Below are 20,652 nucleotides of genomic sequence, written 5' to 3' on the forward strand. Positions count from 1 at the left end.
ACGCATTGCGCGCCGCGCGCTGAATTCCGCGATCACGCCAGTATCGCCGAGCACTGTCCTCTGGGGTGGGCGTTCGGGCGGCTCAAGAACACGACTTGACGGGCTGTGTCTGGCATCTGAAAAGGGCTGGCCTGCGGATGCAAAAGGCATTGTGAGCGTAGCGGAATGACGTTTCGATTTATCCCCTGGAGTTTGTAAACCTCGAAACGAGATGCCGAATCCTTTTCCTGTCAAGGCAGAGAGAAGTAGGCGGGCCGTAGTGGCAAAATTTCCACCACAGCCGCCTTTCAGATGGCCTTGCCTACTGACCTTTCGTGCGCCACTCTGCGTTAGAGAAGTTGAGGGAGGGGAAAATGCAAGTTGATACAGGCATTGGATCAGTCGTCAGCGATATCGAGCAAGTTCCGCCTGGCGCATGTATTGCATTTCAATATTTGGGCCAACGCCATTACGGCCTTACGCTAAGCCGAGAGATGTCGCGCGGTTCAGATGCGCCCGCGATTTTGTTACTTTCACCGGGACATCCCGACGTTAAGGAAGCGGGGGTAATAAGCGGCGACCAAATTGTTGGAACGCCTGTTTTCGTTTTCTCTGGTGCAACAGTCACCCCTGATATCGGTTCAATTAAGTGCGGTCAAAATGGCGAAAGGCCGATAGCCGGTAGCCTCGTTCTTGCTGCTGATCGTGCTGAGGTCTGTGGGCACTTTGTGAAACCGGGCGACCTTGCACTGTTCAATCTCGGTGACGGCAGCGGGCGAGCGGCGAGAAACACTCCGGTTTCTTTAACCGCTTGGAAGATCGTTCAGGCCGGACGTGACGGGAAAGACAGGCTGATTTGTTCGATTGGCCCGCTGTGAAAGAGACACTACCCTATCTGTCGATCGTCTCCAGCGTGCTCGCCGCCGGGCTAGGCATCCGCGCCGCCACCGTGGTCATCCGAAACTCGATTGACGATTTCATGGGAGATATCGGCCGGCAGGGAAAATGGGCCAGTTGGGCGGCAGTTGCTGCTGGCGTCTCGGTCGTGCTGCAGGCCGTGGATAGGCTGTGGCAGTAACGATTTACATTGCCGCTATCACCGCCTTGATGTCCGCCAGCGGTCTGGCGCCATGCCAGCGCTATATGGTGGGAAGGGTGCTGGCACCGGGACAAGCCTGCGAACGCGAAATCGAGAATTGGTCCCCTTTTGCCGTACATGAAATTCGTCAACGCTCTTACCCGGACTCTAGACTTGTTCTACTCGGTTGACCCTACTCGAAGCCGCACGAGAAGAGGATGATGGACCCGAAGCTGATAGCAGATTTGGAAGCCAGAGCTGACGAAGTGGCAAAGAATTTGCCCAAGGCAGCGCAGGCCAAAGATCAGGCGGCGTTTCAAAATGCCGCCGGGTTTCACATCGCAGCGTTGCGGTGCGCTGAGCCCAGAACCGTTGCTGGAATGGTGCAGTTGCCTACGCCGGCGATGATCGCGAACTTCGCATTCGCGATTGAACTCTATTTCAAGAGCTTCCTCTTTGCGTCGAATGGTTCGCCATGGGGCCACAACCTTCAAGAGCTTTTCCGGCGTCTTAGCAATATAGATACTGCTGAAGTCGAGAAGCGTTTCGAGGTCTTGAGCGGTCGAAATGCTCAGGCGCTGGCGGCAGATCTCGCATCTTACGCCAAAGCGTTCGAGGAATGGCGCTACATCTTTGAGTCGAGCCGTGAAATACGGATCGCTGTTTACAGCATGGCCGACCTAGCACGCGCTTGCTTCCTGATACTGAGTGAACGCAACCAGGGTTGGGCGAACGAGTCGGTACAGCAAACCCTGTCGCCGGAACCAAAGGAGCCAACTTTGGGGGTGCTCAGCCTCGGGGGCGGAGTGATGTTGCGTACCGCACCTTGATCAACAACATCGCCGGCGACGATGCTCCCGCCCTTGCAAAGGTTCGTTTCCACGACCTACGACACACCCACGCCTCCGCCCTCATCGCCGGCGATTTCGACGCGGTTGCAATCAGCGGGCGTCTGGGGCATTCGTCACCTGTGGTCGCGCTGTCAGTCTATACACAATCTCAAACGGTCGGACGAAGGCGCGGTGGCGGCGATGAGAACGAACAGAACTGCAATCCGGTCTTTCGGTGCCAAATCGACTCGCATGACTGGACCTGTATTCGCTTAAGTGCTTGTAATTGCGGCCTGCGGACGTGGCGGAATTGGTAGACGCAAGGGACTTAAAATCCCTCGATCTCTGATCGTACGGGTTCGATTCCCGTCGTCCGCACCATGTTGAAATTGCTTATTTATTCGAATTCCACCGTTGCCATAGGCTACCCGAACGGGCTAGCCGCGAGAGTAGGCGGAAGGAGTGATGGGTGCTCGAATTCGACAAGATCGTCGCTGGTGGGGAAGATTCGTTGATCGGGGCGATCAGTGCAGGAATGCAGGAAGGTCTGACCCTCGATTTCAAGGCGCCCGCAGTCGGCAAACAGGGTGCCGTCTTCAATGCTCAAGGGCAACTGACCAAGGAAGGTCGGGCTGCGCTTGCAAAAGCACTATCAGCGTTCAGCAACTCGGCTGGCGGCGTTTTGGTATTGGGTGTTGACTGCCGAAAGAACGACGAAGGAGTCGATTGTGCGAGCGCCCTTGAACCTTTGCCGAATTGGAAGTCCGCCCTGAGCGCTGTCAGTTCCGCTGTTGGCGATTTGCTGCAGCCCAAAAATGACGGCATCCGGATCGATGGATTTGCGTCCCACCGAAACCAGAACGCCGGCTATTTAATTATAGACGTGCCTCGTTCCGAGAGACGACCGCACCGTAGCGAAGCCGCCGACCAGAAACAATATTTCAAGCGTTCCGGCGGTGCCTCCTACGTGATGGAGCACGTCGATATAGAAGATGCTTTCAAGCGAGCTTCAGTACCAGAACTCGAAGTGAAGCCGAGGTGGCGACGATTTTCTACATCAGGGTGGCAGGCGCAATTTCATTTGGAATTCTGGGTGGACAATGTCGGCGAGGCGACGGCCTTTTTCCCATCACTAGAGTTGCAAATCCGCGCGAATTTTACCCTTGACTGGCCGAACCATGTCTTAGGTGTCCACCGAGAGCGAATGCCAGAGGGCCAGATGTCATATGGAAATTCGGAATTCGTTATTCATCCTGGTCAGACCCGCCTTACCGAAAGGCTTGATATTCATTTCGTGTTCGATAGCGAAACGAAATCCACGGAACTCATTGGAGGCCTCGCCGTCGACCGAGCTTCTTTGCGTTTTGGCTACGCTGTGTTTGCAAAGGATATGAGAAAGAAGGTTGGTGAAATCGTCTTCGGTCCAGAAGAGTTTCGTCACGTCCGATGGGACAGCTTTTAGTAGGGTTAAAAGCCGAAGGCGCCAGCGGCATGTCTTTTATGACCCGCGACGTCGCTACAGTCGCATCAGTCGGCAAATCCATCGCCATTATGCCCGCGGTTGTGCGGTACGAGCCGAAGCAGCGGTTCTCACGCCGCCTATCGAGCGAGTGCCTGCGCATTCGCAAACCTATTTCGGAACGGGCAATGACAATAACGATAGATAGAACCGCCAGCTGGCGCGACATAGCGCGGGTGAGCGAGGGCGAATCCCTGGTGCTTGGTCAGGCAGCGTGGGACAGGATCGCTTTTGCGCACCAGATCGTGGCGGCGATCGTCGAAAAAGGCATCCGCGCCTATGGCGTCAACACCGGGGTCGGCGCCTTGGCAAGCAAGGTCGTGGCGCCTGCCCTGCACAAGAAACTGTCGCGAAACATCATTCGCAGTCATGCCTGCGGCGTCGGTGACCTCGTGCCGCGACGCGGCGTGCGCGCCATCATTGCCGCTCAATTGGCGAATTTCGCGCATGGCCATTCGGGCGTGAGCCCTCAGATCGTGCGCCATCTGCTCACCTTCATCGAGCGCGATTGCGTTCCCGACGTGCCGTCCCGTGGATCGGCCGGCTATTTGACGCACAACGCGCATGTCGCGCTGGTCCTGATCGGCGAAGGCAATGCAACCCTGGCAGGCCGTTCCATGAGCGGGCTGGAAGCGCTTGCTGTAATGGGCCTGGAACCGCTGGAGCTTGGCGCCAAGGAAGGCTTGAGCCTGGTCAACGGCACCGCGTGCGCAACCGGCCTGACAAGCATCGCCGTGCAGCGCGCGGAGCGTTTGCTGGGATGGTCTGACGCGGCTGCGGCTTTGACGCTTGAAGCCGCGGGCGCGCAAATGCCGGCTTTTGGCGAACAGATCCTGGCGATGAGGCCCTCACCCGGCATTCAGGGCGTGGGCAGATCGCTGCGTGGCTGGCTCCATGGCAGCGAGCTTATCGCGCTGGCTCACGGCAGCCGCACGCAGGACGCGCTCAGCCTTCGCGCCGTGCCGCATGTTCATGGCGCCGCCCGGGAGGTGCTGGACCGGTCCGCCGAGCTCGTCGACCGCGAACTGGCAGCCGTCACCGACAATCCCGCGGTATTCGGCACGTTGAACGATCCTCAGGTTGTTTCAGAGGCGCATGCGGTGGCGCCCGCACTCGGGCAGGCCGCCGACGGCCTGACCATCGCCCTGGCTCAGGTGGCCGGGATGAGCGAGCGTCGGATCGACCGTCTCGTCAATCCGCTTGTCAACAATCTGCCGGCCTTCCTTGCCGATGAGGACGGAGCCAATTCCGGCTTCATGATCGCCCAATACACGGCCACGTCGCTCAGCAACGTCAATCGGCGTCTGGCCGCCCCGGCGGCGACCGACGGCGGCGTCACGTCCGGCCTGCAAGAGGATTTTCTGGCGCATCCGACCGTCGCCGCCAACAAGCTGCTGGCGGTCATCGACAACGCCGAATACATCCTGGCGATCGAACTCATGGCGGCCGCGCAGGCCCATGATTTTCTGGCCGGGCGCGGGGCGCGCGCGCCTGGTACCGACACGATCTACCGAATGGTGCGGGAAAAAATCGCCCACTATTCCGACGATCGGCCCCTGTCCCGCGACATGGAGGCCTTGCGCAACTTCATCCGCGAAATGGACGTGCCAGCCTGTCCGCGGCACAGCTAGAGACCAGGCCCTAATCGGGTTCAGCTTCAGATGCTGGATCGGGATGATGGTCTTGGCATCGACGATGCGCCGTCGGTAATGCCGGCCAGCCCCGTCGCGCACCAGCATGTCGTCACCGCCGGGGATTCAGGCGCAAGGCGGATCGAGAATGGCAATTCCCATTCAATTTTTGGCAAAAGTGAAACAAAGGATGCATTTCCACGTTGAGCCTCGTCAAAACGTGGGAGTTTTTGAAAATGGATCCGGCGACTGCCGCAGTAATGGTTTTGCTCCAGTGCAGCCCGGGCGAAGGTTCTGTCTGCAAACCCGTCGATATGGGCCCGGCCATGTATGCGTCGCTCGATTTATGCATGGCTTCGCTGAAGGACAGGCTGGCAAGCGCTCCGAACGGCGAAACCGTTGGCCGGTGTCGTCTCGTTGACGCGACCGTCACAGAGGGCCTACCGGTCGGCTATACAAGGGTTCTTGTGACGCGCGGCCTCGGGGCCGATGCCAGCACCAGCAGCTACATCGTACAGCACCAGCCTTAGCCGCCTCGTTCCCGCTCGCCAAAGATGGCGTTCTTCCCTGTTTGCTAGATGCGCGTCGTGCCCATCTCATGGCTGCCCGAATGCAGCACCGGCGGCCGTTGATCGGCGCTTGGATCTGAGCCCACCTCAATGATCCCGACCAGCGCGCGAACAAACTCAACCATATCGTTCGCCGTGATGGCTGCCCTGTCGGGATCTTGCCCGATGTGCTCGGCAGCGGCGCAACATGACAGGCGGATGCGATCGTAGTGGGAATCCCTTTCATCCTCCGGCAGCATCGCCAATTTGATGGCTCGGCGATGAATCAGCCTGAGCAATTGTTCGAGAGCGGCTCCGACACTCATGCGTTTGCTCCGCATTGGTCGAGCGTTCCGGCGCTCCAGGGCGCGTGTCAGAACGTCGATGGGAGGTATTTTCCGTCCCTGAGCCGAGGCTGCATTATAGCCATTAATATATTGTATATTGCTAATATACGATCCCATGGAGGCGTCTTTGGCCTCCATGGATCGAATGCCTCAGTTCAGCGCCAACGCCTGAGGCGGAGCCTAGCCAGGTCGGCGTGAACCGAGTGATCCTGCGCGATCTGGTTCATTGAGAGCGTTTGCTTCGGCCAATTTGGTCAGCGCTCGCTCGACCTTCGCGGCGGCAGCATCCGTGTGCTCGATATGTCGGATAATCCGCTGCGTCAGAAGCGCGAGCCTGGCAGCGCGATAGACCGCACCGCCTCTCGCGGTTTCGTGGTGAAATGTCGCGATCATCACTGGGAACGACCCAAAATTAGTGACGGATCGATCTTTGTCAGGCGCTCCCTGGCCTCGATCACCTGCCGCTGCGCGGTCCTGATCCGGCTGCAAAGCGCAATATTGATTCCGACTCCGCAGTCCTCGTCCAACATTTCTTCCGCGCGTTCCAGAGCGAGTTCCGCTCGATTGACCCGCTGCCTGGCCTTGGCCAGTTCCATATTGAAAAGCTCAACCATTGTTCCGCTTCCGTTGCGGTCCCTTCGAGGGTTAACCGCCGCTGATCGCTTTGGTTCCCCTGGTCCGGGAAGGTCGCGTCAAACAGGTATCGGGTTGAGCTTCAGATGCTGGATCAGGATGATGGTCTTCGCATCAACAATCCGGCCGTCGGCGATGCCGGCCAGCGCTTCGTCGAGCGGCATTTCCAGGACCTCGATGTCCTCGCCCTCTTCCGGTGCGCCGCCGCCGGCCGAGATGCGGTCGGCGGGCGAATACCGGGCAATGAAGAACCACAGTCGTTCGGTGACGCTGCCCGGACTCATGTAAGGCGAAAACAGCCGCTCAATCTTGTTCAGCCGGTAGCCGAGTTCCTCCTCGGCTTCCTTGCGGATGGCGGTCTCCGGATCGTTTTCGTCGAGCAGCCCGGCACAGGCCTCGATCAGCGGCTCGCGGTGGCCGGTGACATAGGCAGGATAGCGGAACTGGCGCACCAGAAGCACCGTCGAACGCTGGGGGTCGTAGGGCAGGATCACCGCTCCGTCGCCGCGATCATAGGTCTGGCGGATCTGCGTCTCCCACTGGCCGTCGCGCCGGCGATAGTCGAGCACGGTCTTTTTCAGCACCGCCCAGTCGTCGGAAAGAACCTCTTCCGAACGGATACGAATACGATCTTCCATTGGACACCTCGATATTTGCCGCCGGGGCAGGCGTAGCCGCGAACCGGCGCTGGCGCAATTGGGGAAGCGATTGGTCCAGCGTTTCACTCTCTCGTGTGTGGTATGCAAGATATCCGTCGCCTAGATAACGCGTTCCCTCTCCCGGAGCCCTGTTCATGACCGCATCGCTTTTCCAGCCGATCACCCTCAACGGCCTCACCTTCCCCAACCGCATCGCCGTGGCGCCGATGTGCCAGTATTCCGCCGAGGACGGCTCGGCCAGCGACTGGCATCTTTACCACTGGATGAACCTTGCCATGTCCGGCGCCGGCATGGTCACGGTGGAGATGACCGATGTAGAGCGGCGCGGGCGCATCACCCATGGTTGCCTCGGGCTTTACTCCGACGACAACGAAGCCGCTGCGCGCCGCACACTGGATGCGGCACGGCGCGTCGCCGCGCCGGGCACGAAATTCGGCACGCAGCTGGCGCATGCCGGCCGCAAGGCCTCGAACCGCAAGCCCTGGGAGGGCGGCGGGCCGCTGCAGCCGAACGAAGACCCCTGGCAGACCGTCTCGGCCTCGGCCATCGCCTACGACACCGGCTGGAACGTGCCGCACGCGCTTGATGAGCAAGAGATCCTGCAGCTCATCGAGCGGTTCGTCGAAGCCGCCAGGCGGGCCGAACGCGCCGGCTTCGACTTCATCGAACTGCACGCGGCACATGGCTACCTGATCTTCCAGTTCCTGTCGCCGCTGTCCAACCAGCGCACGGACCGCTGGGGCGGCTCGCTGGAAAACCGGATGCGTCTTGTCGTCGAAACCGCCAGGGCGGTGAAGAAGGCGGTGCCGAAGCTGATGCTCGGCACGCGGCTGTCGGTGAAGGACTGGGTCGACGGCGGCTTCGACGTCGAAGACGCGATCGAGGTGGCGAAGGCCCTGAAGGCCGAGGGCGTCGCCTATCTCTGCTGCTCCAGTGGCGGCAATTCGCCGTTGCAGAAATTGCCCACCGGCCCCGGCTATCAGGTGCATCTGGCGGAAGCCGTGCGCAAGGGCGCCGACATCCCGACCCGCGCGGTCGGCCTGATCGACGATCCCCAGCAGGCCGAGGCTGTCATCGCCGAGGGCCGCGCCGACATGGTGGCGCTGGCCCGCGCCTTCCTCGCAGATCCGCGCTGGGGCTGGCGCGCGGCCGCCACATTCAAGGAAAAGATTCATCCGGCGCCTCAGCTCGCCCGCTCGGTGACGACCATGGAGCACTGGATGAAGGCGGCGGGCTGAACCGGCCATTCTTTTGATATCGGGGCCTCCCGATGCAGCCTAGCCGATTTGCAGACGCCCGCTTCAATTCTGGCCGCAAACTGCTAGGCTGGGTAAGGCTGCGGCGGGCGCGGCCGGGCTTGGGAGGAGATCATGTCGTTCAGGGCATTCTTGCCGGCTGCAATGCTTGTGGCCGTCGCCGGCCTTTGGCTCGGCGCATCGACGCCGAGCGTCGCGCAATATTGCGAGGGGACGGTGCACGGCCTGTCCGGCCGCTACAATCTGGCGACCGGCAGCGGCTTTCTCGCCGTGCGGACACGGCCGAACTCGTCATCGCGGATGATCGGCCAGCTGTTCAATGGCGACCATGTCGAGATTTTCGACCGGCGCGGCAACTGGTATCAGGTCGAAATCGGCGGCACGACCGGCTGGGCGAATGCACGCTGGCTGCGCAACGACTGCGGCTACTGAGACGCAGATGCATGTCGTCCAAAAGCACGTCGCAAAACGCGACGCGACTATTGGGCGCAGGTTCCGGGCCACTTTTGCAACCAAATTGGCTGCTTTGCGTTGCGGCCATGATGGACAACAAACCTTTTGAAACGCCGGTGGTGGTCGAACTCGGTCATGTCGGCAAATATCGCCATATCCGCAGCACCCAGGAAGCGGCGGAGTGCCTCATGACGGTGTGGCCGCTCAATCGCGGCCCGCGTCATCGTGATGCCCTCGACACTTGCCTCAAAGTGCTGGAAGGTTATCGTTCGACAGCGGAAGCGCGACGGGCATTGATCGAGGCTGCCAGGGAATCGGAAGTTCTGGTGCCCGACGACAGGCTTTCCGACGACCGGCTGCATTGAGCAGGCGGACCTTTCAACCGGAGGTTTTGATGGCGAAGCTGACTTACAAGATCGTCGAGCATGACGGCGGCTGGGCCTACAAGGTCGGTTCGACCTTCTCGGAGACATTTCCCACCCATCAGGATGCGTTGCGTGCCGCCGAGATCGCCTCGGCCGAGCAGCAGGTGGCAGGCGCCACGGACGGCATCCAATATGAGGATGCAGACGGCAAATGGCACGAGGAACTGGCCGATGGCCGGGACCGGCCGCAGACCGAAGTGTCCGACTAGCCAGACTTTCCGCAGAGAAACTTGCAAGCAGGAAGAGGCACGGCGCCGACCGCGGACGTCAGGAGAGATGACGCCCCTATGGTCGGCGGCTGCCCGCGGCTGAGCTATTTGCCGCAGTATTGGTCATTCACGTTGCCCTGGGCATTCGCATCAGGACCCGCGGTGCTGTAGGCACACGGGCCGGACGTGCCTGAATTGCCAAGGCTGTCCAGCCCAGAGCGGTCGCCGTTGATGCTTCCGGTCGTGTTGTGGTCGACGCCCGAGGACTGTTCGTTGCCGAACGGCCACCAGCTGTTATGGTTGGAATATGCGCCGTCGGACGATTGCGCCATCGCCGATGTGGCGAGGCCGATCGTCAGAACCGATGCTGCGAGAAATTTCCTGTACATTGCATTACTCCGTGTCTTGGTCGCCTTGGGTGCGACACGGGGTAACCGGCAGTCAGCCGGTTGGTTCATTGAAATTGTCGTGAGGCTGCGGTGATGAAAACGCGCGGGCGGCGATCCGCTCTATGAAGCCGATCACCCGCTTGGGCTCGACGAACTGCGGCATATGGCCGACGCCGTCGAAGGATTCGAAATCGAGCCCCGCGATCTTGCCTAGCATCGGCTCGCCATGGATGCGGATGTCGATGACGCGGTCGGCGGTGCCGAAAAGGATGCCGGCTGGAATGACAATCTCGTTGTAGCGCAGTTCGACGCGGCCGAGGTCCTGTTCGACGGCCACGACATCGGCGGATGTCGCCTGGAAATGCGCCGGCCGCAACCCCAGCCAGCCGCCGCCCCCGACCATATAGTCCGTCGGAAAAGCCTGCGGCGCGAAGATGAATTCCATTGTCGGCCGCGCATAGTGCAGGCTGAGCGGTATCGCCACCGTATAGGCCACGATCCAGCGCTTCAGGCGCGAGGGGATGTAGAGCAGGTCAAACCGCTGGCGCGCCCGGTTTTCCAGATGCGTCAGCGGCGCCAGCAAGGCGATGCCCGAAATCGCCTCGGGATGCTCCACGGCCAGGGTCAGCGTGATGGCGCCACCCAGCGAGTGCCCCACCACCAGCGGCCTTTCCAGCCCCAGCTTTTCGATGAAGCGGCGCACCAGGGCCGCCTGTTCAGGCAAGCGGCCGGTGGCCCCGTTGGCGCGCGTCGAATAGCCTGATCCCGGGCGATCGAGCGCTATCAGCCGATAGCCCTGGCCGAAATGTCCGAACAGCGTGTGCCGGAAGTGGTGGAGTTGCGCGCCAAGCCCRTGCAGGAACACGATCGGTCGCCCCTCGCCCACATCGACATAGTGGATGCGGTTGCCGTCGATCTCGACGAATTTTCCGACCGGCGGCACCAGTCTTTGCGCCTTCGCCGCGATCCACAGCGTCGCCAGCACCATGCAGGCGATCCCCAGGACCGCCAGCAGCAACAGCAGGGCCAGCAGCCATGACAGGATCGATATCAGCATTGTTCACCCGGATCAGAACCGGTTCGAGCTTACCCACATCCGGTTGCGCTGCAACCGCGCATCGAAATGGGCGCGTCCAGGCATGGGTTGTTCACCGCCGAGGTGGCATTGCCGACAGGCACGCGCCGCGCTATCTCAGGCGACCCGTCCTGCCGGAGCCCTCCATGACCGAAATCGTTACCGCCGCCATGCTCGTCATCGGCGATGAGATTCTCTCCGGCCGCACCAAGGACAAGAACATCGGCCACCTCGCCGACATCATGACGGCCGTCGGCATCGACCTTAAGGAAGTGCGCATCGTTCCCGACGAGGAAGACGAGATCATAGCTGCGGTGAATGCCGTGCGTGTGCGCTACACCTATGTGTTCACCACCGGCGGCATCGGCCCCACCCATGACGATATAACAGCCGATTCGATTGCCAAGGCGTTCGGCGTGCCCTGCGAATACGACGCCAAGGCCTATGCGCTGCTGGAGGCAAGCTATGCGGCGCGCGGTATCGAATACACCGAGGCGCGCAAGCGCATGGCGCGGATGCCGCGCGGCGCCGACCATATCGACAACCCGGTGTCGGTCGCGCCCGGCTTTCGCATCGGCAATGTCCACGTCATGGCCGGCGTGCCTTCGATCTTCCAGGCCATGCTGGACAATGTCGTGCCGACGCTGAAGACGGGCACGAAGATGCTGTCGGCGACGGTGCACTGTCCATTTGGCGAAGGCCTTGTCGGCGGGCCGCTGGGCGAGATTCAGAAAGCGCATCCGGACACGATCATCGGCTCCTACCCAAAATATGGCGACGGCAAGTTCTGGACCGAACTGGTCGTTCGCGCCCGCAGCCAGGAGGCGCTGGACACCGCGCGCGCCGATGTCGAGGCAATGGTGGCGGGTTTCGCCGCCAAGGCGAGCTGATCGGCTCCTAGAGCAGTTGACGCAATTCCGGACGGAAAACCGCTTCACACTTGTCCTGGAATTGCTCTACCCGGAACCAAGCCCGGCGCCGCGACGTTTTCTTGGACGCGAGACTGAAGGCTCGCCAGCTTGAGGGATCACCATGCGCTTCAAAACCATCGTTGCCATTCTGCAGAACGAGCAGGACGCCGAGCGCGTGCTCGACTGCGCCATCCCGCTCGCCAATCGCTTCCAGAGTCACCTGATCGGCATCCATGCCGAGGCGCTTCCGGTGCCCTACACGTCGGCGACCGGCTTTCCCGATACCGAGTTCCTGCAGGTCTCGGCCGACATGAGCCGGGAGCGGGCTGACAAGCTGCAGGCCGTGTTCCTGCGGCGCATCGAGGATTCCGGCCTCTCTTTCGAATGGCGCAGCCTGGAGAGCTTCTCCGGCGACAGCGCGCTGACCGGCATTTCAAGCGTGCGCGCCGCCGACCTGGTTATCGCCGCCCAGCGCGAAACCGGCGGCGACCCGAGCGCCGATGTCGACACGCTGGTCTATGACGCCGGCCGGCCGGTTCTGGTGGTGCCGAGCGCGGGGCCACTGATCACCACGTTCAAGCATGTGCTGCTTGCCTGGAACGGCAGCAAGGAGGCCGCGCGCGCCGCCTTCGACGCCCTGCCCTTCATCATCGAGGCCGAGAAGACCGACATATTGGTCATCGATCCGCCCGATACGTTCGACGAAAGCCCGGAGGCCGCCGGCGCCGAGATCGCGTCGGCACTGTCACGCCACGGCGCCAACGTCAGCGTCTCGGTGCAGAAATCGGGCGGCACCTCGGTCGACGACATGATCCAGAACCGGGTCGCCGAGACCGGCGCCGATCTCCTGGTGCTTGGCGCCTACAGCCACTCCTGGCTGCGCCAGCTGCTGTTCGGCGGCGTGACGCGCACGGTGCTGCGCACGGCACAGGTGGCGGCCTTCCTGTCGCGATAAGTCCACAGCCATCGCTGCCGGCCGCCCTTGCCAAGGCCAAGGTTTTCCAGTTAATTCCGCGCGCATTCCCCTGTTTTTGTGCACGCGGCATTCGCGTGCTGCGGAGTGCGCGAAAAATGTCCCTTCCCGAAAAAGCCTTCCCGGTCTCCTGGGACCAGTTCCATCGTGACGCCCGTGCGCTTTCCTGGCGGCTTTCCGGCGCCAACAAGGGACAATGGAAGGCGATCGTCTGCATCACCCGCGGCGGTCTGGTCCCGGCGGCGATCATCGCGCGCGAGCTTGGCATACGCATCATCGAGACGGTCTGCGTCGCCTCCTATCACGACTACACCAGCCAGGGTCAGTTGCAGGTGCTGAAGGAAGTCACGCCGGCGCTGCTTGCCGACGACGGTGTGGGCGTGCTGATCATCGACGACCTGACCGACACCGGCAAGACCGCCGGCATCGTGCGCGCAATGATGCCCAAGGCGCATTTCGCCACCGTCTACGCCAAGCCGAAGGGCCGGCCGCTGGTCGATACTTTCGTCACCGAGGTCAGCCAGGACACCTGGATCTATTTCCCCTGGGACATGGGCTTCACCTACCAGAAGCCGATCGCCGACGATCACGCCGGCTGATTCGCAACACGCCGCTTTTTCCAATCAAGCCGCCAGCGGCGGCAATATTTGCTTCCGTGGACGGGTCCCCGGGGCAGGATATCCTGTGAAATCGACCTCCATTGGCGGGAATCGGCCAGCCTGATCAAAGTTTTTACTTTTATTGGTCACAATTAGCCGTAAGATTCGTAAGGCGGCAAACGATTCTGGAGGCTGGGGCTAGCTTCTCCGATGTTGACAAGGCCAACGACGCACAACCATCTGGCCGAAAGGGTCCGGCGACTCTTCGGCACCGCGCCGTGCCGCCTGCAGGTTGCCGCCCTGCCCTGGCGCGATACCGGGAATGGCGTCGAGATCATGCTGATCACCAGCCGCGACACGGGCCGCTGGGTGTTGCCGAAGGGCTGGCCGGAAGCCAAGGAGCCGCTCTGCGAGGCGGCGGCGCGCGAGGCCGGCGAGGAGGCCGGATTGCGCGGAACCATCTCGCATCTCGAAGCCGGCCGCTATTTCTATGCCAAGGTTCTGGCTTCCGGCGAAGAAGTGCCTTGCGAGGTGCTGGTGTTTCCGCTGCATGTCGACAAGATCGCCGACCGCTGGAAGGAAAAGCACTCCCGCACCCGCAAATGGGTCAATGCCAGCGAAGCGGTGCGCATGGTCAATGAAGCCGACCTTTGCCAGATCATCGCCTATTTCTGCGCCGACCCGCACAGGTTCTCCTGAGCGACCTCCACCTCCCCCGGGACATATTCACAACCCTGTGATGTGCCGAGCATGAATGGTTTGCTAATCCTTATTCGCTAAGAATCGGCCAATCTGGCTTTTGATCGATGGCGAATCCTGTAGACCCACTTCAGCAACAAACCGGCGAGCCGCAGCGCGAGCACCGTCCACGCGTGCTCAAGGGCGGAACCGTCATCACCGGGATTCAGAACTCGGAAATCGCCGTGACGCTGCGCAACCAGCATGCGGGCGGCGCCGAATTGAAAATACCGCTCGAGGCTCGGGTGCCCGACCGGTTCCTGCTTTATGTGCCGCTCGACGGCGTCGCCTATCGCTGCGAGGTCCGCTGGCGCCGCAACGACCGGGTCGGCGTGCAGTTCACCGGCACCGAGCCGAAGCCGAAACTGCACTACGGCTGATATCCGGCAATCGGCCCGGCCGATTTTCGAGGCCGACCGGATTTGCTCCCGACGGACGCCTCCTGACGGTCCAAGACCGCAGATCCGCCGCTCGAAACGGCAATCGCAGCGGCGCATTTCTATCCCCGTTATCCACATGTGTGACACACAAGATGTTGGGGTCACAAAAGCTACGCAAACGAATCCTTGACGGCGCAAAACGAGTCGCCTTTTATAGGCCATGTGCTCCTGTTGAGAGCGCGACCGGAAAGTTCTGAGCCCGGTCTTTTTCCCGGATTATGTGCGTTTTTCCCCGCATTTCCGCCTGTTTACGAGGCCGGCGGAAGCGTTGGGATTGTGGGGTGGTGGGGCGACGAAAGGGAGAATTGTCGGACTGGAATAAATTGTCTGTTAATACTATATTTAGTGTTTGCAGGTAGGTTCGACGCTAGATAGTGTGAATTTCCCTCGAGTGAGGGAATCGAAAAAATCAGATTTGAGGGACCCGCGGGGTCTCCCCGGTGCGTTGCGACAGAGGCTTCACAGGAAGCCCAGGCAGCAAGTGCTGGCGGGCATCGCGGAATGGAGAGCCGGTCGTTTTCGAACGCCGGCAGACGGCGGACATGCGCGTTTCGCATCAGGGGGAGAAATCCCTGGGGAAAAGCGCTATATATAGACAAAAGGACCGGACCAATGCGCATCGAGCGTCGCTTCACCAAGCAAGGGCAATCGGCTTATGCGGAGATCGAATTCCGCAAGGCGCTTTCCGAGATCAAGAATCCGGATGGCTCGGTGGTGTTCCGTCTCGACAACATCGATGTGCCGGCGCAGTTCTCCCAGGTCGCCGCCGACATCCTGGCGCAGAAATATTTCCGCAAGGCCGGTGTGCCCGCGCGCCTGAAGAAGGTCGAGGAGAACGACGTTCCCTCCTTCCTGTGGCGCTCCGTCGCCGACGAAGCCGAACTGGCCAAGCTGCCGGAAGCCGAGCGCTACGGTTCCGAGATCGATGCCCGCCAGGTCTTCGACCGGCTCGCCGGCACCTGGACCTATTGGGGCTACAAGGGCGGCTACTTCAAGTCGGAAGAAGACGCGCGCACCTTCCGCGACGAGCTCGCCTATATGCTGGCCACCCAGCGCGTCGCGCCGAATTCGCCGCAATGGTTCAACACAGGGTTGCACTGGGCCTACGGCATTGATGGCCCGAGCCAGGGCCACTTCTATGTCGACCCCTTCACCGGCAAGCTGACCAAGTCGAAGTCCTCCTACGAGCATCCGCAGCCGCATGCCTGCTTCATCCAGGGCGTGCAGGACGACCTCGTCAACGAGGGCGGCATCATGGATCTGTGGGTGCGTGAGGCGCGCCTGTTCAAATATGGCTCGGGCACCGGCTCGAATTTCTCGCTGCTGCGCGGCGAAGGCGAAAAACTGTCCGGCGGCGGCCGTTCGTCCGGCCTGATGAGCTTCCTCAAGATCGGCGACCGCGCCGCGGGCGCCATCAAGTCGGGCGGCACGACGCGCCGCGCCGCCAAAATGGTCATCGTCGACGCCGATCACCCCGATATCGAGGAATTCATCGACTGGAAGGTCAACGAAGAGCAGAAGGTCGCCTCGCTGGTGACCGGCTCCAAGATCGTCAAGAAGCATCTCGAAGCCATCATGAAGGCCTGCGTCAATTGCGAAGGCAATGGCGAGGACTGCTTCGATCCGGCCATTAACACGGCGCTGAAGCGCGAGATCAAGGCGGCCAAGAAGTCGGCGGTGCCGGAGAACTACATCTACCGCGTCATCCAGTTCGCCAAGCAGGGCTACACCTCGATGTCGTTCAAGACCTACGACACCGACTGGGATTCGGACGCCTACCTGACCGTTTCGGGCCAGAACTCCAACAATTCGGTGTCGCTGAAGGACAATTTCCTGCGCGCCGTCGAGGACGACGCCGACTGGCACCTGACCGCCCGCAAGGACGGCAAGGTCTTGAAGACGCTGAAGGCCAGGGATCTCTGGGAAAAGATCGGCTATGCCGCCTGGGCGTCGGCAGATCCGGGCCTGCATTTCAACACGACGATGAACGACTGGCACACCTGCGCTTCGGCCGGTGCGATCCGGGCGTCCAACCCGTGCTCGGAATATATGTTCCTCGACGACACGGCCTGCAACCTCGCCTCGATCAACCTACTGCCCTACCGCAACGCCGACGGCACGATTGACATCGCTGCCTACGAGCACACCGTGCGGCTGTGGACCATCGTTCTCGAAATCTCGGTCATGATGGCGCAGTTCCCGTCGAAGGAGATCGCCAAGCTCTCCTACGAATACCGCACGCTCGGTCTCGGCTACGCCAACATTGGCGGCCTGCTGATGACCTCGGGCATTCCCTATGATTCCGAAGAAGGCCGCGCCATCTGCGCAGCACTCACCGCCATCATGACCGGCGTCGCCTATGCCACCTCGGCGGAAATGGCCTCCGAGCTTGGCGCCTTCCCGGACTACGACCGCAACGCCCAGAACATGCTGCGCGTCATGCGCAACCATCGCCGCGCCGCCTATGGCGACAAGGACGGCTATGAGAAGCTCGCCGTCAATCCGGTACCGCTGGTCGCCTCCGACCTCAAGCAACAGGCGCTTGCCGAGCATGCGAAGGCGGCCTGGGACCGCGCCATCGAGCTTGGCGAGGAGCATGGCTACCGCAATGCGCAGGCAACCGTGATCGCGCCGACCGGCACGATCGGCCTGGTCATGGATTGCGACACCACCGGCATCGAGCCCGATTTCGCGCTGGTGAAGTTCAAGAAGCTCGCCGGCGGCGGCTACTTCAAGATCATCAATCGCGCCGTGCCGGAGGCGCTGCGCACGCTCGGCTATTCCGAGAGCCAGATCGCCGAGATCGAGGCTTACGCCGTCGGCCACGGCAATCTCAACCAGGCGCCCGGCATCAATCCCGGCTCGCTCAAGGCCAAGGGGTTCAGCGACGACAAGATCGCCGCGCTCAATGCGGCGCTGAAGTCGGCCTTCGACATCAAGTTCGTCTTCAACCAGTGGACGCTCGGCGCCGACTGGGTGAAGGAAACCTTCGGCTTCACTGACGAGCAGCTCAACGACTTCTCGTTCGAGATGCTGCCGGCGATGGGCTTCTCCAGGAAGGACATCGAGGCCGCCAACATCCATGTCTGCGGAGCGATGACGCTGGAAGGCGCGCCCTTCCTCAAGGCCGAACACCTCGCCGTGTTCGACTGCGCCAGCCCCTGCGGCAAGATCGGCAAGCGTTCGCTTTCGATCAACAGCCACATCCAGATGATGGCGGCGGCGCAGCCCTTCATCTCGGGCGCCATCTCCAAGACCATCAACATGCCCAACGATGCGACGGTTGAAGACGCCAAGGGCGCCTACATGCTGTCGTGGAAGCTGGCGCTGAAGGCCAACGCGCTCTACCGCGACGGCTCGAAACTTTCGCAGCCGCTGAACGCCTCGCTGCTCGCCGATGGCGAGGAGGACGAGGACGATGCGGTCGAGCAGTTGATCCAGGCCCCGGCCGCGGCGCGTGCGGCGCAGATCACTGAACGTATTGTCGAACGGATCATCGAACGCGTGTCGCGCGAGCAGGAAAAGCTGCCCGGCCGCCGCAAGGGTTACACCCAGAAGGCCAAGATCGGTGGCAACACGATCTTCCTGCGCACCGGCGAATATGATGATGGCCGCCTCGGTGAGATCTTCATCGACATGAACAAGGAAGGCGCCACGCTGCGTGGCCTTCTCAACAACTTCGCCATCGCCATTTCGCTCGGCCTGCAGTACGGCGTGCCGCTCGACGAATATGTGCACGCCTTCACCTTCACCAAGTTCGAGCCGGCCGGCATGGTCATCGGCAACGATGCCATCAAGAGCGCGACGTCGATCCTCGACTACGTGTTCCGCGAACTCGCCATCTCCTATCTCGGCCGCAACGACCTCGCCCATGTCGACCAGTCGGACTTCTCCAACACCGCGCTCGGCCGCGGCATCAGCGAAGGCAAGACCGACGCTGTTTCGAAGGGCCTGACCCGTGGTTCGCCGGTGAAGCTGGTGTCGAGGGCAATCGGCAACGAGCCGAAGGGCTTTGCCGGCCCCGGCACCCCTGCCCGCTCGGCGCCCACCGCCTTCTCCGGCTCCAACGTTCTGGCGCTGAAGCCGGCCAGCGACGAAGCGGTCGCCTACAAGCGCGACTATGAGGAGCGGGCCAAGGAACTGGCGGAAGACATCGCCTTCGAGGAAGCGGCGGGCTCTGCTTCCGTAGCCTCGGACACCACGGCGGCGCTGTTCACCGACGCCGCAGCGAACGAAGCCGCCGAAGCCAAGAAACTCGCCGCCGACCGCCGCGCCAAGTCACTGCTGCAAGGCTACACCGGCAATTCCTGCTCCGAGTGCCAGAATTTCACCATGGTGCGGAACGGGACCTGTGAGAAGTGCGACACGTGCGGAAGTACATCGGGCTGCTCATAGTATGCCGACTGTCTGCTTGGCATACTTTTCCACCAACGCAGGCAAGGCAGTGAAGCTGTCGGGGGCGGCGCGCCATTCAATAGCGCCGTAGCCGCCCCCGACTGCGACTGGGTGGCATGTCGCTGATGGGTTGGCAGATTCGTTGGTGCAGCGCTCTTGGACCCGGCCGCAGGTCGGGCCTTGAGAGCGACATCTCGGCCCCGGTGCAGGTGTGGCGGATGGTGCCGAGCGGAAACGAATTCTTGCCGTTGGTCCAGGTGATGTCGGCCGGCAGGTTTTTGTCCGTGTTGGGCACGCGCAGCGAAAACACCTGCGCCGTCAGCGCCGCCGGCTCATGGTCGAGCGGCCGGAATTGCAGAACGGCGCCCGAACGCGACTCGCGGTAGGTGGCGTGGCTCAGCAGACTTTCGTCGGCGCTTGCCACCTCGATAGACCCGAGCAGGCCCAAGAAAATGAAGGCCAGTTTGCGAAGGATCACGGGATGTCTCCGGGAGAGCGTTCTGGAAGCCAAAAACCTGTCCTCACACCAGCCCGACCAGAAAGGCAGCGCCGCCGAGAAATCCTGCCGAACAGACCCACAGCAGCCAGAGGCCGCGCACCCGGCATTCGAGCACCGCCGAGCCAGGATTGGCGGGGTCGTAGTGCACGTCGACCTGGCTGCCCTCGGCATAGCTTCGTGCCTGATCGCTGACGAGGCCAGGCAGCGAAGCGGTGATCGTGGCGCCGAAGGTGACGCGGTCGGAGGTGTAGCGCTGGCCGGCGACGCCATAGCTGTAGACGATGCGGGATTTGAAAACCGTGCGCCAGCGTCGATAGCTGCTGTAGTTTCGCAGCGCTTGCAGACCTGAGGACTCAATACGGCCGGCGGTGACCGGCCATTTGGCTGCCTGCTCGGCAAGCGATTTCTGGACGAAACCCATACGCAGGGCGAACAGGCCCATGAACAGCAGCAATGCCGCGGCGCCGAGATTCTGCGGCTTGGGCAGATGCGGCCGGATCGCCTCGAGCACGCCGCCGATGGAAAACACCAGAACCGCCGTGCCGATCACCAACCCGGCCGAGAGCTGGAACATGAACTTGAAGGCGCCGTCCGGCATGGTGCGCTCGATCACGGCCTTGCTCGGGTCGGCCGGATTGTAGAAGACGGTGACCTCCGCGCCCCGGGGAAACTGCGCAAGGGTTTCGGGGATTTCGAAATTCCCCAAATTCTCCTTCACGCTGTAGCGCGAACTTTGAAATTTCTTGCCTCCCACCTTGTATTCAAAGGTGATGGCCGGAAAATTGCGCATTTCGGTGGTATCGCTGCTGTCCGAGCCAGCGCCCGAGTTTCTAACCTCACGCGCCTCGACGCGCGACGAGATGATCTTTCCCGGCGTCGGCAGCCAGCGGCTGAGCGCCCGAACCTCGCGCCATTTCAAGAAGGTGATGAGCGACAGCATGCCGTAGACCGCGCAGGCAAATCCGACAAGCAGAAATTTGAGTTCCAGCTCCACCCTGATCCCCCCGGAGTGCAGGAACCGGTACTAGACAGCACTGCGGCGGCAATGTCTCGCTTATTCGCAAGG

At 61.6% G+C, this 20,652-nt stretch carries 25 protein-coding genes and 1 tRNA gene; 19 read left to right on the forward strand and 7 right to left on the reverse strand.

Features of this window, described 5'->3' with window-relative positions; all coding sequences use genetic code 11:
- Positions 1 to 353: 353 nt before the first annotated feature.
- From AC1DPX_RS26080 to AC1DPX_RS26120, 9 genes are all read left to right on the forward strand, one after another.
- A complete protein-coding gene (locus tag AC1DPX_RS26080) occupies positions 354 to 857 on the forward strand; it encodes a hypothetical protein (RefSeq protein WP_477240191.1) in 504 nt (167 codons plus the stop codon).
- Positions 854 to 1,057 (forward strand): hypothetical protein, encoded by a 204-nt coding sequence (locus AC1DPX_RS26085; protein WP_477240193.1) that lies wholly within the window; start codon positions 854 to 856, stop codon positions 1,055 to 1,057. The genes AC1DPX_RS26080 and AC1DPX_RS26085 overlap by 4 nt, the downstream gene beginning before the upstream one ends.
- Positions 1,058 to 1,278: 221 nt before the next feature.
- Positions 1,279 to 1,887 (forward strand): HEPN domain-containing protein, encoded by a 609-nt coding sequence (locus tag AC1DPX_RS26090; protein ID WP_477240195.1) that lies wholly within the window; start codon positions 1,279 to 1,281, stop codon positions 1,885 to 1,887.
- Complete coding sequence (locus tag AC1DPX_RS26095; protein ID WP_477240197.1) at positions 1,884 to 2,204, forward strand: tyrosine-type recombinase/integrase; 321 nt, start codon at positions 1,884 to 1,886, stop codon at positions 2,202 to 2,204. Before AC1DPX_RS26090 ends, AC1DPX_RS26095 begins: the two co-directional genes overlap by 4 nt.
- Positions 2,183 to 2,268, forward strand: a tRNA-Leu gene (locus AC1DPX_RS26100). The genes AC1DPX_RS26095 and AC1DPX_RS26100 overlap by 22 nt, the downstream gene beginning before the upstream one ends.
- A gap of 88 nt (positions 2,269 to 2,356) precedes the next feature.
- Complete coding sequence (locus tag AC1DPX_RS26105; protein ID WP_477240199.1) at positions 2,357 to 3,349, forward strand: AlbA family DNA-binding domain-containing protein; 993 nt, start codon at positions 2,357 to 2,359, stop codon at positions 3,347 to 3,349.
- A 185-nt stretch (positions 3,350 to 3,534) separates the two neighbouring features.
- A complete protein-coding gene (locus tag AC1DPX_RS26110; protein ID WP_477240201.1) occupies positions 3,535 to 5,037 on the forward strand; it encodes an HAL/PAL/TAL family ammonia-lyase in 1,503 nt (500 codons plus the stop codon).
- Between the two features lie 30 nt (positions 5,038 to 5,067).
- Entirely contained in the window at positions 5,068 to 5,244 is a 177-nt protein-coding gene (locus tag AC1DPX_RS26115) for a hypothetical protein (RefSeq protein ID WP_477240203.1), read from the forward strand.
- Positions 5,241 to 5,567, forward strand: coding sequence for a hypothetical protein (locus tag AC1DPX_RS26120; protein ID WP_477240205.1), 327 nt, complete (start codon positions 5,241 to 5,243; stop codon positions 5,565 to 5,567). Before AC1DPX_RS26115 ends, AC1DPX_RS26120 begins: the two co-directional genes overlap by 4 nt.
- 44 nt (positions 5,568 to 5,611) lie before the next feature.
- On the opposite strand, the gene AC1DPX_RS26125 is transcribed toward AC1DPX_RS26120, so the two are convergent.
- The 3 genes from AC1DPX_RS26125 to AC1DPX_RS26135 form a co-directional block, all read right to left on the reverse strand.
- The gene (locus AC1DPX_RS26125; RefSeq protein WP_477240207.1) at positions 5,612 to 5,911 is read right to left on the reverse strand and encodes a hypothetical protein; all 300 of its coding nucleotides are present in this window, start codon (positions 5,909 to 5,911) and stop codon (positions 5,612 to 5,614) included.
- A gap of 413 nt (positions 5,912 to 6,324) precedes the next feature.
- Positions 6,325 to 6,546, reverse strand: a complete 222-nt coding sequence (locus tag AC1DPX_RS26130) for a hypothetical protein (protein WP_477240209.1) — start codon at positions 6,544 to 6,546, stop codon at positions 6,325 to 6,327.
- Positions 6,547 to 6,624: 78 nt separating this feature from the next.
- Positions 6,625 to 7,203 (reverse strand): NUDIX domain-containing protein, encoded by a 579-nt coding sequence (locus tag AC1DPX_RS26135; protein WP_477240211.1) that lies wholly within the window; start codon positions 7,201 to 7,203, stop codon positions 6,625 to 6,627.
- A gap of 155 nt (positions 7,204 to 7,358) precedes the next feature.
- Here AC1DPX_RS26135 and AC1DPX_RS26140 point away from each other — a divergent pair, with 155 nt between their 5' ends.
- The 4 genes from AC1DPX_RS26140 (at position 7,359) to AC1DPX_RS26155 (ending at position 9,567) form a co-directional block, all read left to right on the forward strand.
- Positions 7,359 to 8,462, forward strand: coding sequence for an NADH:flavin oxidoreductase/NADH oxidase (locus AC1DPX_RS26140; protein WP_477240213.1), 1,104 nt, complete (start codon positions 7,359 to 7,361; stop codon positions 8,460 to 8,462).
- Positions 8,463 to 8,594: 132 nt separating this feature from the next.
- Entirely contained in the window at positions 8,595 to 8,912 is a 318-nt protein-coding gene (locus tag AC1DPX_RS26145) for an SH3 domain-containing protein (RefSeq protein ID WP_202354607.1), read from the forward strand.
- 107 nt (positions 8,913 to 9,019) lie between these two features.
- Positions 9,020 to 9,298, forward strand: coding sequence for a DUF982 domain-containing protein (locus tag AC1DPX_RS26150; RefSeq protein WP_019857850.1), 279 nt, complete (start codon positions 9,020 to 9,022; stop codon positions 9,296 to 9,298).
- A 29-nt stretch (positions 9,299 to 9,327) separates the two neighbouring features.
- The gene (locus AC1DPX_RS26155; RefSeq protein WP_019857848.1) at positions 9,328 to 9,567 is read left to right on the forward strand and encodes a DUF2188 domain-containing protein; all 240 of its coding nucleotides are present in this window, start codon (positions 9,328 to 9,330) and stop codon (positions 9,565 to 9,567) included.
- 104 nt (positions 9,568 to 9,671) lie between these two features.
- On the opposite strand, the gene AC1DPX_RS26160 is transcribed toward AC1DPX_RS26155, so the two are convergent.
- Both AC1DPX_RS26160 and AC1DPX_RS26165 read right to left on the reverse strand, forming a co-directional pair.
- Positions 9,672 to 9,956, reverse strand: coding sequence for a hypothetical protein (locus AC1DPX_RS26160; RefSeq protein ID WP_477240215.1), 285 nt, complete (start codon positions 9,954 to 9,956; stop codon positions 9,672 to 9,674).
- 52 nt (positions 9,957 to 10,008) lie between these two features.
- Positions 10,009 to 11,013, reverse strand: a complete 1,005-nt coding sequence (locus AC1DPX_RS26165) for an alpha/beta fold hydrolase (protein WP_477240217.1) — start codon at positions 11,011 to 11,013, stop codon at positions 10,009 to 10,011.
- Between the two features lie 164 nt (positions 11,014 to 11,177).
- On the opposite strand from AC1DPX_RS26165, the gene AC1DPX_RS26170 reads away from it, so the two are divergent.
- The 6 genes from AC1DPX_RS26170 to AC1DPX_RS26195 all read left to right on the forward strand — a co-directional run bounded on the left by AC1DPX_RS26170 (position 11,178) and on the right by AC1DPX_RS26195 (position 19,087).
- On the forward strand, positions 11,178 to 11,921 hold the full coding sequence (locus tag AC1DPX_RS26170; protein ID WP_477240219.1) for a competence/damage-inducible protein A: 744 nt from the start codon (positions 11,178 to 11,180) through the stop codon (positions 11,919 to 11,921).
- A 142-nt stretch (positions 11,922 to 12,063) separates the two neighbouring features.
- Positions 12,064 to 12,897 carry a universal stress protein gene (locus tag AC1DPX_RS26175; RefSeq protein WP_477240221.1) on the forward strand — a complete coding sequence of 278 codons (834 nt, stop codon included), beginning with the start codon at positions 12,064 to 12,066 and terminating at the stop codon, positions 12,895 to 12,897.
- Positions 12,898 to 13,013: 116 nt separating this feature from the next.
- Positions 13,014 to 13,514 carry a xanthine phosphoribosyltransferase gene (gene gpt / locus AC1DPX_RS26180; RefSeq protein ID WP_202354612.1) on the forward strand — a complete coding sequence of 167 codons (501 nt, stop codon included), beginning with the start codon at positions 13,014 to 13,016 and terminating at the stop codon, positions 13,512 to 13,514.
- 210 nt (positions 13,515 to 13,724) lie between these two features.
- Entirely contained in the window at positions 13,725 to 14,213 is a 489-nt protein-coding gene (locus AC1DPX_RS26185) for an NUDIX hydrolase (RefSeq protein ID WP_477240223.1), read from the forward strand.
- Between the two features lie 107 nt (positions 14,214 to 14,320).
- Entirely contained in the window at positions 14,321 to 14,632 is a 312-nt protein-coding gene (locus tag AC1DPX_RS26190) for a PilZ domain-containing protein (protein WP_477240225.1), read from the forward strand.
- 672 nt (positions 14,633 to 15,304) lie between these two features.
- Entirely contained in the window at positions 15,305 to 19,087 is a 3,783-nt protein-coding gene (locus AC1DPX_RS26195) for a vitamin B12-dependent ribonucleotide reductase (RefSeq protein ID WP_477240227.1), read from the forward strand.
- 76 nt (positions 19,088 to 19,163) lie between these two features.
- Here AC1DPX_RS26195 and AC1DPX_RS26200 read toward each other — a convergent pair whose 3' ends face one another.
- Complete coding sequence (locus AC1DPX_RS26200) at positions 19,164 to 19,565, reverse strand: hypothetical protein (protein WP_477240229.1); 402 nt, start codon at positions 19,563 to 19,565, stop codon at positions 19,164 to 19,166.
- A 43-nt stretch (positions 19,566 to 19,608) separates the two neighbouring features.
- Positions 19,609 to 20,580, reverse strand: a complete 972-nt coding sequence (locus AC1DPX_RS26205; RefSeq protein ID WP_477240231.1) for a DUF3592 domain-containing protein — start codon at positions 20,578 to 20,580, stop codon at positions 19,609 to 19,611.
- Between the last annotated feature and the right edge of the window lie 72 nt (positions 20,581 to 20,652).

The sequence above is a fragment of the Mesorhizobium sp. 01N446 genome (assembly GCF_056399285.1).

What these genes read in the sequence shown, in the direction of transcription:
- AC1DPX_RS26080 (WP_477240191.1), top strand. Translation starts at nt 354, where the DNA reads ATGCAAGTTGATACAGGCATTGGATCAGTCGTCAGCGATATCGAGCAA.
- AC1DPX_RS26090 (WP_477240195.1), top strand. Translation starts at nt 1,279, where the DNA reads ATGGACCCGAAGCTGATAGCAGATTTGGAAGCCAGAGCTGACGAAGTG.
- AC1DPX_RS26110 (WP_477240201.1), top strand. Translation starts at nt 3,535, where the DNA reads ATGACAATAACGATAGATAGAACCGCCAGCTGGCGCGACATAGCGCGG.
- AC1DPX_RS26115 (WP_477240203.1), top strand. Translation starts at nt 5,068, where the DNA reads ATGCTGGATCGGGATGATGGTCTTGGCATCGACGATGCGCCGTCGGTA.
- AC1DPX_RS26125 (WP_477240207.1), bottom strand. Translation starts at nt 5,911, where the DNA reads ATGAGTGTCGGAGCCGCTCTCGAACAATTGCTCAGGCTGATTCATCGC.
- AC1DPX_RS26130 (WP_477240209.1), bottom strand. Translation starts at nt 6,546, where the DNA reads ATGGTTGAGCTTTTCAATATGGAACTGGCCAAGGCCAGGCAGCGGGTC.
- AC1DPX_RS26135 (WP_477240211.1), bottom strand. Translation starts at nt 7,203, where the DNA reads ATGGAAGATCGTATTCGTATCCGTTCGGAAGAGGTTCTTTCCGACGAC.
- AC1DPX_RS26140 (WP_477240213.1), top strand. Translation starts at nt 7,359, where the DNA reads ATGACCGCATCGCTTTTCCAGCCGATCACCCTCAACGGCCTCACCTTC.
- AC1DPX_RS26145 (WP_202354607.1), top strand. Translation starts at nt 8,595, where the DNA reads ATGTCGTTCAGGGCATTCTTGCCGGCTGCAATGCTTGTGGCCGTCGCC.
- AC1DPX_RS26150 (WP_019857850.1), top strand. Translation starts at nt 9,020, where the DNA reads ATGATGGACAACAAACCTTTTGAAACGCCGGTGGTGGTCGAACTCGGT.
- AC1DPX_RS26155 (WP_019857848.1), top strand. Translation starts at nt 9,328, where the DNA reads ATGGCGAAGCTGACTTACAAGATCGTCGAGCATGACGGCGGCTGGGCC.
- AC1DPX_RS26160 (WP_477240215.1), bottom strand. Translation starts at nt 9,956, where the DNA reads ATGTACAGGAAATTTCTCGCAGCATCGGTTCTGACGATCGGCCTCGCC.
- AC1DPX_RS26170 (WP_477240219.1), top strand. Translation starts at nt 11,178, where the DNA reads ATGACCGAAATCGTTACCGCCGCCATGCTCGTCATCGGCGATGAGATT.
- AC1DPX_RS26175 (WP_477240221.1), top strand. Translation starts at nt 12,064, where the DNA reads ATGCGCTTCAAAACCATCGTTGCCATTCTGCAGAACGAGCAGGACGCC.
- gpt (WP_202354612.1), top strand. Translation starts at nt 13,014, where the DNA reads ATGTCCCTTCCCGAAAAAGCCTTCCCGGTCTCCTGGGACCAGTTCCAT.
- AC1DPX_RS26185 (WP_477240223.1), top strand. Translation starts at nt 13,725, where the DNA reads ATGTTGACAAGGCCAACGACGCACAACCATCTGGCCGAAAGGGTCCGG.
- AC1DPX_RS26190 (WP_477240225.1), top strand. Translation starts at nt 14,321, where the DNA reads ATGGCGAATCCTGTAGACCCACTTCAGCAACAAACCGGCGAGCCGCAG.
- AC1DPX_RS26195 (WP_477240227.1), top strand. Translation starts at nt 15,305, where the DNA reads ATGCGCATCGAGCGTCGCTTCACCAAGCAAGGGCAATCGGCTTATGCG.